Genomic DNA, 13,491 nt, shown 5'->3' with positions numbered 1-13,491 from the left:
CCTGTGCGTGTTTTCGCCATGGGCACACCGTGCCTTTTCAACTTTCATTTTCAGGCTGTGAGCAGCATGGACACCGCAGATCTACTTGAACGCAGCTACCCCGGCCGCCGCGCCGAACTCAAGCGCGACATCTTTCGCAAGGCCCTGAGCCTGTTCAACGAACAGGGGATCGAAGCCACCACCATCGAGATGATCCGCGCCGAATGCGACACCAGTGTCGGCGCGATTTATCACCATTTCGGCAACAAGGAAGGTCTGGTGGCGGCGCTGTTCTTTACCGCGCTGGAGGATCAGGCACGCTTGCGTGATGCCGGTCTGGATGCCGCGCAAAGCACTGAACAGGGTGTGCAGGCGCTGGTGTTCAGCTACCTCGATTGGGTCGAGCAGCAGCCGGAGTGGGCGCGCTTCCAGTACCACGCCCGGTTCGCCGTGACCAAGGGGCCGTTCAAGGATGAACTGGCTGCGCGCAACAAAACCCGCAACCTGCGTCTGCGTGAATGGCTGGCCGAATCCGGCCGCGCCGCCGAGCTCAAGGCATTGCCCGCCGAACTGTTACCGTCGCTGATCATCGGCCAGGCCGACAGCTATTGCCGGGCGTGGCTGGCAGGCAGGGTGAAGGGCAGTCCGATGGCGTATCGCGAGTTGTTGGCGCAAGCGGCGTGGCAATCGGTGCGCGCCGATGCCCCACTCTGAACTCAAATGTTCACATGAACCCCTGTGGGAGCGAGCCTGCTCGCGAAAGCGGTGTGTCAGTCAAACGCAGCGTCGACTGAAATGCCGTATTCGCGAGCAGGCTCGCTCCCACAGGGAGATTTGCGGTTAACGCGAGCCGGGCCAGCCTGCTTTGGCGAGGGCGGCGAGCAGGGTTTCGGCATCGAGTCCCGGCACCGAATGGCCATTGCCCTCGGCGCTGTCGCTGGCGAGTAGGGCGTTGATGATTGCTTCTTCAACCGCCTCGGTCGCGGCGAGGAACAACTCGCTGATGTGGTCGTTGTTGACCATGCGCAAGCAGTCGCAGGTCGGTGCGCCTTTGCCTTCGTAGGCCGCCGGCGGCACGTGATCATTGCCGGTGGCGAAAGCGATAAAGATGTCGCCGCTGTGGTCTTCATTGCCTCCGCCGGTACGCGCCAAGCCCAGGCTGGCCCGTTGCGCCAGGCGCGTGCATTGATGCGGCAACAGCGGCGCATCGGTCGCCAGACAGACAACGATCGAGCCCATGCCCGGATGCGGTAGCGCGGCACGCAGGAACGGCGAATCCCTCTGCTCCATATAACGCCCGACCGGGTAACCGTCGACGCGCAATTCACTGCGAATGCCGTGGTTGGCCTGGACGATGGCGCCGACTGTCCAGCCGCCCCGAGCACTGCTCAAACGGCGCGAGGCCGTGCCGATGCCGCCCTTGAATTCATGGCAGATCATCCCGCTGCCACCGCCGACGGCACCTTCCTCGACAGGACCGTCGACGGCGCCATGCAGCGCTTCGGCGACGTGTTCAGGCTGGACGTGAAAGCCGTTGATGTCGTTGAGCAAACCGTCAAAGGTTTCCAGCACCACCGGCATGTTCCAGTAAAGCCGACCGTCATCGGGTTGTTGCTGGCGATCCAGGGCAATCAACGCATCGCGCACCACCCCGAGGCTGTGGGTGTTGGTGAAGGCGATCGGGCTGGTCAGCAACCCGGCCTCGCGAACCCACTCAAGTCCGGTGGCGTCACCGTTGCCGTTGAGCACATGCACACCGGCGAAACACGGTTGCTGGTTGGTCGAACCCCGGCGCGGTTCGATCAGCGTGACGCCGGTACAAATGTCACGGCCGGCGCTGCTGCGCCCGCGCACATTGCTGTGGCCGACGCGCACGCCGGGTACATCGGTGATCGCGTTGAGCGGGCCGGGTGGCAGTTGACCGATGCGGATGTTGAGGTCGCGGGCACGAGGTTTCATCGATTTTTGTCTCTCTAAAAGAGGTGGGTTGTTCACCGACTCTGTGGGAGCGAGCTTGCTCGCGAATGCGGTCGCTCAGTCATGTTGAATGCCAGATTGCTTTCGCGAGCAAGCTCGCTCCCACAGGGGAAATGCGTTGTTTTACTGGCCGTTCTTGACCTTGCTCCACACCCGCGTACGCACCCGCTCGGTGGCTTTTGGCAAAGGCTCAAGGGTGTACAACGTGGCCATCGCCGCCGCCGAGGGATAAACCGCCGGGTTGTCGCGAGTGGCCTCGGCCACCAACGGCGTGGCCGCGCGATTGCCGTTCGGGTACGACAGGTGATCACTGACCGGCGCGATCACTTCCGGGCGCAACAGGTAGTCGATAAACGCCAGACCCTGAGTGCGATTCGGCGCGTCCTTGAGTAACACCAGCGTGTCGAACCATACCGGCGCGCCTTCCTTCGGCAGGCTGTAGGCGATCTTCACGCCGTTGCCGGCCTGCTCGGCATTGGTCTTGGCTTCGAGCATCGCGCCTGACCAGCCGACCGCCACGCAGATGTTGCCGTTGGACAGGTCACTGATGAATTTCGAGGAGTTGAAGTAGGCGATGTGCGGGCGCAGTTTGAGCAGCAGCGCTTCGGCTTTCTTGTAGTCCTCGGGGTCGGTGCTGTTCGGCGGCAAGCCCAGATAATGCAAAGCCACCGGGAGCATTTCCGAGGGCGAATCGAGCATCGCCACACCGCACTGGCCGAGTTTGGCGAGATTGTCTTCGTTGAACACCAGATCCCAGGAATCCACCGGCGCCTGGTCGCCCAGCGCCGCGCGGACCTTGTCGACGTTGTAGCCGATGCCGTTGGTGCCCCACAGATAAGGCACCGCGTATTGGTTGCCGGGGTCGTTGTTGGCGAGTTTTTTCAGCAGGTCGCTGTCGAGGTTTTTCCAGCCCGGCAACTGCTCGCGGGGCAGCGGGGCGAGGGCGCCCGCCTTGATCAGCGTCGGCAGGCTGAAGTTGCTCGCCACCACCACGTCGTAGCCGCTGCGGCTGGTCATCAATTTGCCTTCAAGCACTTCGGCGCTGTCGAAGGTGTCGTACACCGGTTCGATGCCGCTGTCGCGCTTGAAGTCGGTCAGCGTGTTCGGGCCGATGTAGTCGTACCAGTTGTAGACGTGCACGCTTGGCGGACTCGCGGCCATGACGGACGCCGAGGCGCCCAGACAGGCGAGCAAGCTCAAGTTGATATAGCCACGGTGACGACGCATGATGCGGCACTCCTGGCCTGTGCAGGCCGGTGATGAACAGGAGTGCTCAGCCTATCGGGGTGGTCGCGCCTGACCCATTCCCATCATGGGTTACTCAAAAGGGGTAGTGCGTGGACGCGTTGTTGCAGGAATTGCCGGTGCATCAAAGCCTGGCGCGGCTGTTCAGCTGCGTCGGCCAAGACGGCTTCTGGCGCGCGCTGGTCGATACGTTGCGCTTGCTGGTGCCGTTCGACAACGCGCTGGTGGCAGTGATGCAGGCCGGTCAGCCACCGCAATTGCTGATCGACTTCGACAGCAAGGGCGGTGCCGACGAGCAGGCCGAACTGGCCGGCTACAGCGCCGGGATGTACTTGCTCGATCCGTTTTATCAAGTCGCCTCAACCGGCATTAGCGATGGTTTGCACAGCCTGACCTCGGTGGCGCCGGACCAGTTTCTGCACAGCGAGTATTACCTGAGCTATTTCCGTTCGGTGGTCGGCGAGGATGAGTTGCAATTCATGCTCAACGTCGAGGCGGGCGTGCTGGGTTTGTCTTTGGGCCGGGCGACGACCTTCGAGCTGGCCGAGCAGGGCCGGCTGCTGTGTCTGCGCGATTGGGTGTTGGCGGCGATGCGCCGGCATGTGCAACTGCTGCCGCCGCAGGGGCCGAGCGCCGAAGCGCCGGTGGGCGATCTGGCGACCTTGCTCGATCGCTTTGACGCACGCCTGACGGTGCGCGAGATCGACACGGCGCGGCTGATTCTGCAGGGCTTCTCCAGCAAGGCGATGGCCCAGCAGATGGGTATCTCGCCGGAAACGGTCAAGGTGCATCGGCGCAATCTGTATCACAAGCTCAATGTCACCGGGCATGGTGAGTTGTTTGCCTTGGTGCTGAGCCCGCACTAAAGATCATCGGTCGTACACATAAATCTGTGGGAGCGAGCTTGCTCGCGAATGCGGTAGATCAGTCAACCTCACTGGCGACTGAAAAAACGCTTTCGCGAGCAAGCTCGCTCCCACAGTGGATGCGTGTTGTTCAGGGGATCTTCGGGGTGTCAGGGAGTGCGTTGAAAAACCAGGGCCTTAAGGCCGCTTTGCGGGTCGATGTCCGGGAACTCCGGCGGATTCTCCAGGCGCTGCTCAAAGCGCAGGCTCGGCGCTTCCTGCATCACGCCATCAATCAAAAAGTCCGCGCCAAACGCCGGATCATTCATGCACGCCAGCACCGTGCCTTGCGCCGTCAGCAATTCCGGCAGCCGTCGCAGCACCCGCTGATAATCCTTGGTCAGCAGAAAACTGCCTTTCTGAAACGACGGCGGATCGATGATCACCAGATCATACGGGCCGCTGTTGATCACCTTGCCCCACGACTTGAACAGGTCATGGCCGAGGAAACTGACTTTGCTCAGGTCGTGGCCGTTCAAACGGTGGTTGTCGCGGCCACGGCTCAGCGCCGCGCGCGACATGTCGAGGTTGACCACATGGTGGGCGCCGCCCTCGATGGCGGCCACAGAAAAGCCGCAGGTGTAGGCGAACAGATTCAGCACGCGTTTGCCGTTGGCCTGTTCACGCACCCAGTTGCGCCCGTAACGCATGTCGAGAAACAGCCCGGCGTTCTGCTTGCGACCGAGATCGACGCGGTACTGCAACCCACCCTCGACGATGGTCATTTCATCGATCTCTGCCCCCAGCAACCACTCGGCGGTGCTTTGCGGCAGGTAGCGATGCTGGATCAGCAAGGTGTGCGCGCCCGATTGCTTCCATTCGTCGCTGGCGCTGATGCCCAGCAGCAACGCTTTGAGATTGTCCAGTTGCTCAGGTGCCGGCTCTTTGAACAGCGACACCAGCACCACGCCTTGCAGCCAGTCGACGGTCAACTGCTCCAGCCCCGGCCAGCAACGTCCGCGCCCATGGAACAGGCGGCGGGTTTCGCTCGGTGCGGCCGCAAGTGCCGGCAGCAGATGGGCGTGGAGGGTGGCGAGGGCTTCAGGGTTCATCGGTCACGGTCGGCAAGCAAAAGGGCCGGCATTTTAACCACAATTGCGTCGTCGCGAACGATTCCCGCCGCGAGGCAAAAACGAGGTTTTTTAAAAGACCTGTATCAAAAATGAATTTCTGCAGAGCCCGCCGCTCATACCAGATAAGCAGCGGATTCAAGCCGCTAAATCGTTAATGCAATTCAGGGAGTGCAGTTCCATGTGCCCAACACCGACGGCGAGCGCGCACCTTCCTGACGGATTGATTCTGGTGGTTGAGGACGATCCGTTGATTCTGGAGTTTCTCTGCGAAATTCTTCAGGAGGAAGGTTTCAAGGTCGAGCCGCAGACCAGTGCCGACGCCGCATCAATTTATCTTGAGCAGAACGCTCCGAACGTGGCGTTGCTACTGACCGACATCACCATGCCCGGCACCCTCAACGGTGCTGATCTGGCTAACCTGGTCGGCGACCGCTGGCCGGACAAACCGGTGATGGTCATGTCCGGGTATGAAACGCCCGAGACCTCCGGGGTCAAGCATCCGGTGGCGTTCATCAAGAAGCCCTGGGCCATCGGTCAATTGCTCGACTGCGTCGACAGTGCGTTCAAGTCCAAGGCACCGCGCCTGCACTGACAAGTGCTACATTGCCGGGCACATTTGCCCGGCCCCTTGCCAGAGGAAGCGAACTTTTGCCTGCACATGACACTGTTTTCAATCGCCCATTCGGCGCGTTTTTGTTCGACATGGACGGCACTGTCCTCAATTCCATCGCCGCCGCCGAGCGCATCTGGTCCGCCTGGGCCGAGCGCCACGGCGTCGATGTCGAGACGTTTCTGCCGACCATTCATGGCGCGCGCGCGATCGACACGATCAATCGCCTGAACCTGCCGGGTGTTGATGCCGAAGCGCAAGCGGCGTTCATTACCCAAGCGGAAATTGAAGACGTTGAGGGGATTGTCGAGATTCCCGGGGCGGCGGCGTTTCTCAATAGTCTGCCGGCCGATCGTTGGGCCATGGTGACGTCGGCGCCAAGGGCTCTGGCGTTGCGGCGGATGGCGGCGGCGGGGATTGCGGCGCCTGCGGTGATGATTACCGCGCAAGATGTGAAGGCGGGGAAACCAGATCCGGCGGGTTATTTGCTGGCGGCCAAACGCCTTGGCCTGGAACCGCGTGATTGCCTGATCTTCGAAGACGCCGCCGTGGGTATTCAGGCTGCCGAAGCGGCCGGTTCGCCATTGATGATCATCACGACGACGCATCAGCATCCGCTGGAAACGGCCCATGCGACGTTGGCCAGTTACGCTGACATCCGCGTCGAAGTCGACAACGCCGGCCAACTCCACCTGCAAAGAAACTGATACTCAACAATCACTGTGGGAGCGAGCCTGCTCGCGAAAGCGGTGTCATGGTCAACGTTATTCTTGGCTGGCACACCGCTTTCGCGAGCAGGCTCGCTCCCACATTTGTTCGGTATTGAGCACAGCTCAGTAAACCCCCGGCAACAACCGCCAACTGCGCGCGCAATAGGCATCGTACTCCGCCCCAAACTGCCCCCGCAGCAACGCTTCTTCCGAATGAATCCGCGCGATCAACGGGATCAGCGTCAGCGCCGCGAGCAACAAGCCCACCACCGAACGAAACGCCAGCGCCCAGCCCACGGCATTCACCACCAATCCCAGATAACTCGGGTTACGCAGCCGCTGGTAAATCCCGTCGGTGACCAACCGATGCCCCGGTTGAATCGCCACCAACCCACTGAAACGCCGCCCCAGCACAAACACCGGCCACAACCGCAGCGCGCCGCCGACGATAAACAACAAGGCGCCAAGCCAGCGCACGCCTTCGCTGCCCACGGTCCAGAAATTCACCCGGTCGCAATACGCCGGTAAAAAACCACTGACCAGACCAATCACGCCGAATGCCGGAAGCACCCAGCGATTGGCACGATCCTCGCGCTCGCCGGAACTGAGGTTCACCTCGCTGAACAGCGAGACGATCACCATCGCTACCGTCGCCAGTGCCACGATCACCAGCGAGCCATGGGAAAAGAACAGCGCCACACCGCCAATCCCCCACACCGCCAGGCCCAGCCAGGCGAGGGTGGCGAGCACCGCGACGACGGTCATTTGCGCAGACATTTTCATGGTCAACTCACTGCTGGGGGCGTATCCGTTGAGTGTAGATCCACCACAAAACCTGTGGGAGCGAGCCTGCTCGCGAAAGCGTTGGGTCAGTCAAATTTGATATTGAATGTACCAGCCCCTTCGCGAGCAGGCTCGCTCCCACATGGGATCTGCGTTGTACAGAGAATGCGAAAACACTCCTGAACCTGTGGGAGCGAGCTTGCTCGCGAAGGGGCCCGGTCAGTCAGCGGCGATCTCACCGTCAGTCAAGACTTTGCGAAAGGTCTCCACCAAGGGCCGCAAATTGATCCGGTGCCACGCCGCCCACAACGGGGTGGTCAATGTCAGCCACGGCAGTTCACGCAGCACCACACCCGGTGGCGCATTGTGGCTCAAGCCTTTCTGAATCATCGCAATCCCCAACCCCGACGCCACCAGCCCCAGCGCGGTAAACGGTTCGGTCGCCTGCATGCGCACGTCCGGGGTGAAACCTGCGCGGATGCAGGCGCTGACAAACTCATCGCTGGCATCTTGCCGTGGCTGCACGCCGATCCATTCCTGCGCGGCCAGATCCTGCGGGCTCAACGAGGGCAGCTGCGCCAGTGGATGCTGTTCGGGCAGCGCCAGCAGCATCGGGTCATCGAGCACCGGGAAGCTCAGCAGGTCCGGATCGTCATCGGTCGGCGGCTCGCTCACCAAGGCGATATCGAGGCTACGCTGACGCAGGCCTTCCAATTGCTCGACCGAACTGAGGTTGTACAGCGCGACATGCACATTCGGCCGGTCCACGCGCAGTACGCGCAAGGCGTTGGGCAGGACGCCGGCGTGCATGGCGTTCTCGATGTAGCCGATGCACAAGCCGCCTTCTTCACCGCGACCGAGACGTTTGCCAAGGGATTCCAGACGGTTGGCATGGGTGAGCAGGGCGCGGGTTTCGGCGAGAAAGGTCTGGCCATCGCGGGTCAGACGGATGCGCTGCTGGCTGCGCTCGAACAAAGTCAGGCCCAGACGTTCTTCGAGTTGGGCGATCTGTCGGCTCAGTGGCGACTGGGAAATATGCAGCCGTTCGGCGGCGCGGCCGACGTGTTCTTCCTCGGCGACTACAACGAAGTAGCGCAATTGGCGGATGTCGATCATGTCAGACCTATAGGGACTCAAGTGCTGCGCATTATGTCTTGGACGGTCTCGGTCTCGCAATCTAGGATCTGCTCAACGGTCACGCAGACCCTGAACGAATGAGGACAATCCAATGAGCTTGAAAGACAAACTGCCCGGCCAACTGGGCTTCGGCACCGCACCGCTGGGCAACATGTTCCGCGCCATCCCGGAAGCCGAAGCGCAAGCCACCGTGCATGCCGCGTGGGATGCCGGCGTGCGTTACTTCGACACCGCGCCGTTCTACGGCTCCGGTCTCTCGGAAATCCGTCTCGGCGAAGCGCTGAAGCAATACAAGCGTGACGACTACGTGCTGAGCAGCAAGGTCGGCCGGGTGATTCTCGATGAAGTCGAAGACGCCGCCGCCCGCGATCTCGGCGAAAAAAGTGGCGTGTTCGAACACGGCCGCCCGAACAAGATCGTCAATGACTACAGCGCCGACGCGACCCTGCGCTCGATTGAAGACAGCCTCAAGCGTCTGCAAACCGATCGTCTCGACATCGTTTGGGTGCACGACATCGCTCAGGACTTCTATGGCGATCAATGGCTGGAATACTTCAACCAGGCCCGCACCGGCGCGTTCAAAGTGCTGACCCGCTTGCGCGAAGAAGGCGTGATCAAGGGCTGGGGCCTGGGCGTGAACAAAGTCGAGCCGTGTGAACTGACTCTCGACCTCACTGAAGCGCAGCCGGATGGCTTTCTATTGGCCGGTCGCTACACGCTGCTCGACCACGAACGTCCGTTGCAACGCCTGATGGATTCGGCACGGGCGCAGAACGTTGAAATCGTCGTCGGTGGCCCTTATAGCTCGGGCATCCTCGCCGGTGGCGCGCACTTCGAATACCAGAAGGCCAGCCCTGAAGTCATCGCCAAAGTGGAGCAGATCAAACGCATTGCCGCTGCTTACCACGTCGATATCAAAGCCGCTGCGCTACAGTTCTCGCTGGCCAATCCCGCTGTTGCGGCGGTTATTCCCGGTGCAAGTAAACCGGACCGTATTGCTGAAGATGTCGCGGCGTTGTCGGCGACCATTCCTGCCGGTTTCTGGCAGGCGATGCGCGACGCCAAACTGGTATCCGAACGCGCACCGTTGCCAATCGATGAGGTGAAAGCATGAAGATTGATCTGAGTGGAAAACTGGCCATTGTCAGCGGCAGCACCGCGGGTATCGGTTTGGGTATCAGCCAGTCGCTGGCCGAAGCCGGCGCCACGGTGGTGGTGATCGGCCGCGACTCCGGCAAGGTCGAGCAGGCGTTGGCGAGTATTCGCGAGAAAGTCCCGGGCGCGCAGTTGCGTGGTCTGGCGGCCGATCTGGGCACCGCCGAGGGCGCGCAGAAACTGTTCGCCGCCGAACCGCGTGCCGACATTCTGGTGAACAACCTCGGCATCTTCGACGCCGTCGATTTCTTCGAAGCGCCGGACAGCGAGTGGACGCGTTTCTATGAGGTCAACGTGATTTCCGGTGTGCGCCTGGCGCGGCATTACGTTCCGGCGATGGTCGAGCAGGGTTGGGGCCGGGTGATTTTCCTGTCTTCGGAATCCGGCGTCGCCACACCGGCCGACATGATCAATTACGGCGTGACCAAAAGCGCCAATCTGGCGGTGTCCCACGGTTTGGCCAAACGTCTGGCTGGCACCGGCGTGACGGTCAATGCGATCCTGCCGGGGCCGACCTTCACCGATGGCCTGCAAGACATGCTCAAGGATGCCGCCGCCGAATCCGGGCGCAACCTGCGCGATGAGGCCGACGCCTTTGTGCTCAAGGCCCGCCCGACCTCGATCATCCAGCGCGTGGCGGATGTTGAAGAGGTTGCGCACCTGGTGACCTACATTGCTTCGCCGCTGTCCTCGGCCACCACCGGCGCCGCTTTGCGCGTCGATGGCGGCGTGGTCGACAGCCTCACGATCTGAATTCCCGAGAGAGACATTTATTTATGCCTACAGCATCAGCAACCATCGATATTCCGGCTTCGGCCGATCAGGTCTGGCAATTGATCGGCGGCTTCGACACGCTGCCGGACTGGCTGCCGTTCATTCCCGACAGTGAGCTGAGCGACGGTGGTCGTGTACGCACGCTGCAAACCGCTGATGGCGCTGTGGTGGTCGAGCGTCTGCAAGCGTTCGACAACACAGCCAAGACCTACAGCTATTCGATTGAACAAGCGCCATTCCCGGCCACGGATTATCTGGCAACGATCAAGGTTGAAGCCCAGGGGCAGGGCGCACGGGTGACGTGGTCGGGGCGCTTCAACGCCAAAGGCGTCAGCGATGAGGAAGTGGTGGCGCTGTTCAGCGGCATCTATCAGGGTGGCCTCGAGGCACTCCGAGCCAATTACCCCGCTTAATCATCGAACACAAAAACCTGTGGGAGCGAGCCTGCTCGCGAAGGCGGTGTGTCATTCAACAAAGATGTTGTCTGACACTCCCTCTTCGCGAGCAGGCTCGCTCCCACATTTGTTGCATTTCAAATTGGAAATCAGGAATTTTCGATCAGGCTCTGCCGGCAATCGAGCAGCAGTTTCGCCCCACCCAGATCACTGCTGCCGACTTCCAGACTGAAGCCATGCAAGCTGACAATCGCTGCGACAATCGACAGCCCCAAACCAAAGCCACCCTGCGGCTGCCCACCCTCGGCGCGATAGAAACGCTGGAACACCGCCTCACGCTCCGCCTCGGGAATCCCCGGCCCGGAGTCGTGCACTTCAATGCGCGTCTGCCCCCCGGCATTCACGCCACGCAACAGCACCGTGCCACCGACCGGGGTGAACTTGATCGAGTTGCTTAACAGATTCGCCAGCGCCTCGAACAACAATGCCCGATCGCCATTGAGCGGCGGTAGCGTCTCCGGCATGTTCAGCTCGAAACGCAGCTCGCCTTCTTCAGCCAGTGGCAGGTAAAACTCATGCAATTCTTCCAGCAATTGCACCGGGTCGAGTTCGACAAAACCGGAGCGGCGCTGCCGGTCCTCCAGCTCGGAAATCCGCAACAAGCCGCGAAACCGCGCCATCAGCGTGTCCGCTTCAGCCAGCACCAGATCCAGTTGCGCCGCTTCCTGCGAGCCTTCGCCGGCCTGCTGCTGCATGCGATACAACTGCGCACGCAGGCGCGTCAGCGGCGTGCGCAAATCATGGGCGATGTTGTCGCAGACGCCTTTGACTTCATTCATCAAGCGTTCGATGCGCTCGAGCATGGCGTTGACGATGGCGGCGAGCATGTCCAGTTCATCGCGGCGATTGGACAGCGGCAAACGGTGGGTCAAGTCGCCGGCAACAATCGCCTGCGCGCTGGCCTGAATCGCACGGATGCGCCGCAACGGCCGACGGCGCAGCAAATGCCAACCGGCAATCCCCGGCAGAATCGTCAGCGACACACCCCAGAACAACGCATGCAAAATGATCCGCGTGACGGCAAACAACGAGCCGTTGTCGCGCAGCAACACCAGCCAGCGACCGTCGCGGGTTTGCGTGGCGACCGCATCGCAACTGTCATTGGGCAGGGTCGGGTCATCGGAGTCGGCGCATTCGGCGAGCATGTGGATCTTGCCGTCCAGCGGCAGGCCTTCGGGGATCTGCTGGAGCGCGCCGCCGAGGTACACGCCTTCGGCGTCGAACAGGCCATAGGCGTCGATGCCGCGAATGTCGAAGGTCATGCTGGCGGCGAGCGCTTCTTCCAGTTGCTCACCGCGAAAGTGCGAAAACAGGTGCTGACGTTGCATCAGCGAATGTTTGGCGAGGTTGTCGAGGTAGCCGGACACCTCGTAATACATGACCCCCATGAGGATTGCGCTCCACGCCACGAACAGCGAACTGTACAGCGCCAGCAAGCGGCTGCTGGAGGAGCGCCAGCCGTCAGACGGGTTCGGCAATGACATAACCCGAGCCCCGTACCGTGCGGATCAACGGCACGTTGCCGGCCGCGTCGATCTTCTTGCGCAGACGGCCGATGTGCACGTCGATGAGGTTGGTGCCAGGGTCGAAGTGATAGCCCCAGACCTCTTCGAAAATCATCATCCGCGAGAGGATCTGGCCGCTGTTGCGCATGAGGAATTCGAGCAGTTTGTATTCGGTCGGCAGCAGCGTCAGCACCTGCTCGGCGCGGCGTGCTTCATGGCTGATCAAATCCAGTTCAAGGTCGGCCACCTGCAACGTCGTCGCCTGAGTGGCGCCGCTGTTCTGCCGGCGCAGCAACACTTCAACCCGTGCGGCCATCTCGTCGGTGGCGAACGGTTTGGTCAAGTAGTCATCGCCACCGGCGCGCAAGCCGCGCACACGTTCGTCGACATCGGAAAGGGCACTGATCATCAGAATCGGCGTGGCCACGCCCATGGTGCGCAGGGTGGTGACGATGGCCAGGCCATCGAGTTCGGGGAGCATGCGATCGAGGGTGATCAGGTCGTAGTTGCCGCTGACGGCGCGGTCGAGGCCTTCGCGGCCATTGTCGACCCAGTCGACGTCGAGCCCGTGGCTGCTCAATTCGGCGACGATTTCCCGGGCGGTGACGGCGTCGTCTTCGATGGTCAAGATACGAGTCATAGGCAGGCCTGCTGATCGGTTCAAACGGAATGGCTGCATTTTGCCAAGAAAATCCGCTGACGCTTTAAATTAACTTTCATGTTGTAGCTGTCATTTGCGCGCCTTGGCGATTTATTTGTCGGAACGTTGATATCATCTGGCCATAATTTCAATCAGGAGTCGTTCCGTGCGTATTTCGATTCGCCGTGGCTGGATGCCAATTGCCGGTCTGTTGCTGGTGCTGTTCAGCGCTTCGACATGGGCGGCCAACACCCCGTGTTCCGGGAAAAAAGGCGGCATCGCTCGCTGCGATGGCGACCTGTTCCTTTGCAATGACGGCTCCATCAGCGGGTCGAAGAAAAGCTGCGCGGCGATGTTCGGTGAACGCCAACAGGCCCGCCCGCAAAACTTCCTGCAAAGCAACGATGGCTGCACCTGCGGCAGCGGTTCGTTCTGCACCGGCCCACGCGGTGGCGTGTATTGCCTGACGCCCAGCGGTAACAAGAGCTACAAACGCAAATAACTGGCATTTGTGCCAATGCATAAAACCCGCTGTTATCCGGC

The 13,491-nt window shown here is 61.2% G+C and carries 15 protein-coding genes; 8 read left to right on the top strand and 7 right to left on the bottom strand.

Annotated elements, in window-relative coordinates:
- Positions 1-66 precede the first annotated feature (66 nt).
- Complete coding sequence (locus tag A8O26_RS28485; RefSeq protein WP_064120954.1) at positions 67-693, top strand: TetR/AcrR family transcriptional regulator; 627 nt, start codon at positions 67-69, stop codon at positions 691-693.
- A 126-nt stretch (positions 694-819) separates the two neighbouring features.
- On the opposite strand, the gene A8O26_RS28480 is transcribed toward A8O26_RS28485, so the two are convergent.
- Both A8O26_RS28480 and A8O26_RS28475 read right to left on the bottom strand, forming a co-directional pair.
- Complete coding sequence (locus tag A8O26_RS28480) at positions 820-1,938, bottom strand: DmpA family aminopeptidase (protein ID WP_064120925.1); 1,119 nt, start codon at positions 1,936-1,938, stop codon at positions 820-822.
- A 141-nt stretch (positions 1,939-2,079) separates the two neighbouring features.
- Positions 2,080-3,183, bottom strand: coding sequence for an extracellular solute-binding protein (locus tag A8O26_RS28475; RefSeq protein ID WP_064120924.1), 1,104 nt, complete (start codon positions 3,181-3,183; stop codon positions 2,080-2,082).
- Positions 3,184-3,293: 110 nt separating this feature from the next.
- On the opposite strand from A8O26_RS28475, the gene A8O26_RS28470 reads away from it, so the two are divergent.
- On the top strand, positions 3,294-4,067 hold the full coding sequence (locus tag A8O26_RS28470) for a helix-turn-helix transcriptional regulator (RefSeq protein ID WP_064120923.1): 774 nt from the start codon (positions 3,294-3,296) through the stop codon (positions 4,065-4,067).
- A 149-nt stretch (positions 4,068-4,216) separates the two neighbouring features.
- On the opposite strand, the gene A8O26_RS28465 is transcribed toward A8O26_RS28470, so the two are convergent.
- Positions 4,217-5,158 (bottom strand): class I SAM-dependent methyltransferase, encoded by a 942-nt coding sequence (locus tag A8O26_RS28465; protein ID WP_064120922.1) that lies wholly within the window; start codon positions 5,156-5,158, stop codon positions 4,217-4,219.
- Between the two features lie 199 nt (positions 5,159-5,357).
- Here A8O26_RS28465 and A8O26_RS28460 point away from each other — a divergent pair, with 199 nt between their 5' ends.
- Both A8O26_RS28460 and A8O26_RS28455 read left to right on the top strand, forming a co-directional pair.
- A complete protein-coding gene (locus A8O26_RS28460) occupies positions 5,358-5,771 on the top strand; it encodes a response regulator (protein WP_038365223.1) in 414 nt (137 codons plus the stop codon).
- A 56-nt stretch (positions 5,772-5,827) separates the two neighbouring features.
- Positions 5,828-6,496, top strand: a complete 669-nt coding sequence (locus tag A8O26_RS28455; RefSeq protein WP_064120921.1) for an HAD-IA family hydrolase — start codon at positions 5,828-5,830, stop codon at positions 6,494-6,496.
- Between the two features lie 126 nt (positions 6,497-6,622).
- Here the strand turns inward: A8O26_RS28455 and A8O26_RS28450 are convergent, their stop codons facing one another.
- Positions 6,623-7,282: a methyltransferase family protein gene (locus A8O26_RS28450; protein ID WP_064120920.1), complete on the bottom strand. Its 660-nt coding sequence runs from the start codon at positions 7,280-7,282 to the stop codon at positions 6,623-6,625.
- 219 nt (positions 7,283-7,501) lie between these two features.
- Positions 7,502-8,398: a LysR substrate-binding domain-containing protein gene (locus A8O26_RS28445; protein WP_064120919.1), complete on the bottom strand. Its 897-nt coding sequence runs from the start codon at positions 8,396-8,398 to the stop codon at positions 7,502-7,504.
- A gap of 112 nt (positions 8,399-8,510) precedes the next feature.
- On the opposite strand from A8O26_RS28445, the gene A8O26_RS28440 reads away from it, so the two are divergent.
- From A8O26_RS28440 to A8O26_RS28430, 3 genes are read left to right on the top strand one after another with little or no spacing between them, the layout of a single operon-like run.
- On the top strand, positions 8,511-9,533 hold the full coding sequence (locus A8O26_RS28440; protein ID WP_064120918.1) for an aldo/keto reductase: 1,023 nt from the start codon (positions 8,511-8,513) through the stop codon (positions 9,531-9,533).
- On the top strand, positions 9,530-10,327 hold the full coding sequence (locus A8O26_RS28435) for an SDR family NAD(P)-dependent oxidoreductase (RefSeq protein WP_064120917.1): 798 nt from the start codon (positions 9,530-9,532) through the stop codon (positions 10,325-10,327). Before A8O26_RS28440 ends, A8O26_RS28435 begins: the two co-directional genes overlap by 4 nt.
- Before the next feature lie 23 nt (positions 10,328-10,350).
- Entirely contained in the window at positions 10,351-10,761 is a 411-nt protein-coding gene (locus A8O26_RS28430; protein WP_064120916.1) for an SRPBCC family protein, read from the top strand.
- A 131-nt stretch (positions 10,762-10,892) separates the two neighbouring features.
- Here A8O26_RS28430 and A8O26_RS28425 read toward each other — a convergent pair whose 3' ends face one another.
- Complete coding sequence (locus A8O26_RS28425; protein WP_064120915.1) at positions 10,893-12,287, bottom strand: sensor histidine kinase; 1,395 nt, start codon at positions 12,285-12,287, stop codon at positions 10,893-10,895.
- Positions 12,265-12,948 (bottom strand): response regulator transcription factor, encoded by a 684-nt coding sequence (locus tag A8O26_RS28420; protein ID WP_064120914.1) that lies wholly within the window; start codon positions 12,946-12,948, stop codon positions 12,265-12,267. Before A8O26_RS28420 ends, A8O26_RS28425 begins: the two co-directional genes overlap by 23 nt.
- A 166-nt stretch (positions 12,949-13,114) precedes the next feature.
- Here A8O26_RS28420 and A8O26_RS28415 point away from each other — a divergent pair, with 166 nt between their 5' ends.
- Positions 13,115-13,450 (top strand): hypothetical protein, encoded by a 336-nt coding sequence (locus A8O26_RS28415; RefSeq protein ID WP_064120913.1) that lies wholly within the window; start codon positions 13,115-13,117, stop codon positions 13,448-13,450.
- Positions 13,451-13,491 lie beyond the last annotated feature (41 nt).

The organism is Pseudomonas fluorescens (assembly GCF_001648775.1).
In the GTDB taxonomy this organism is placed as follows: Bacteria; Pseudomonadota; Gammaproteobacteria; order Pseudomonadales; family Pseudomonadaceae; genus Aquipseudomonas; species Aquipseudomonas fluorescens_M.
The sequence above is the reverse complement of the archived record's forward strand: the minus strand, read 5'-3'. Positions and strand labels throughout refer to the sequence as shown.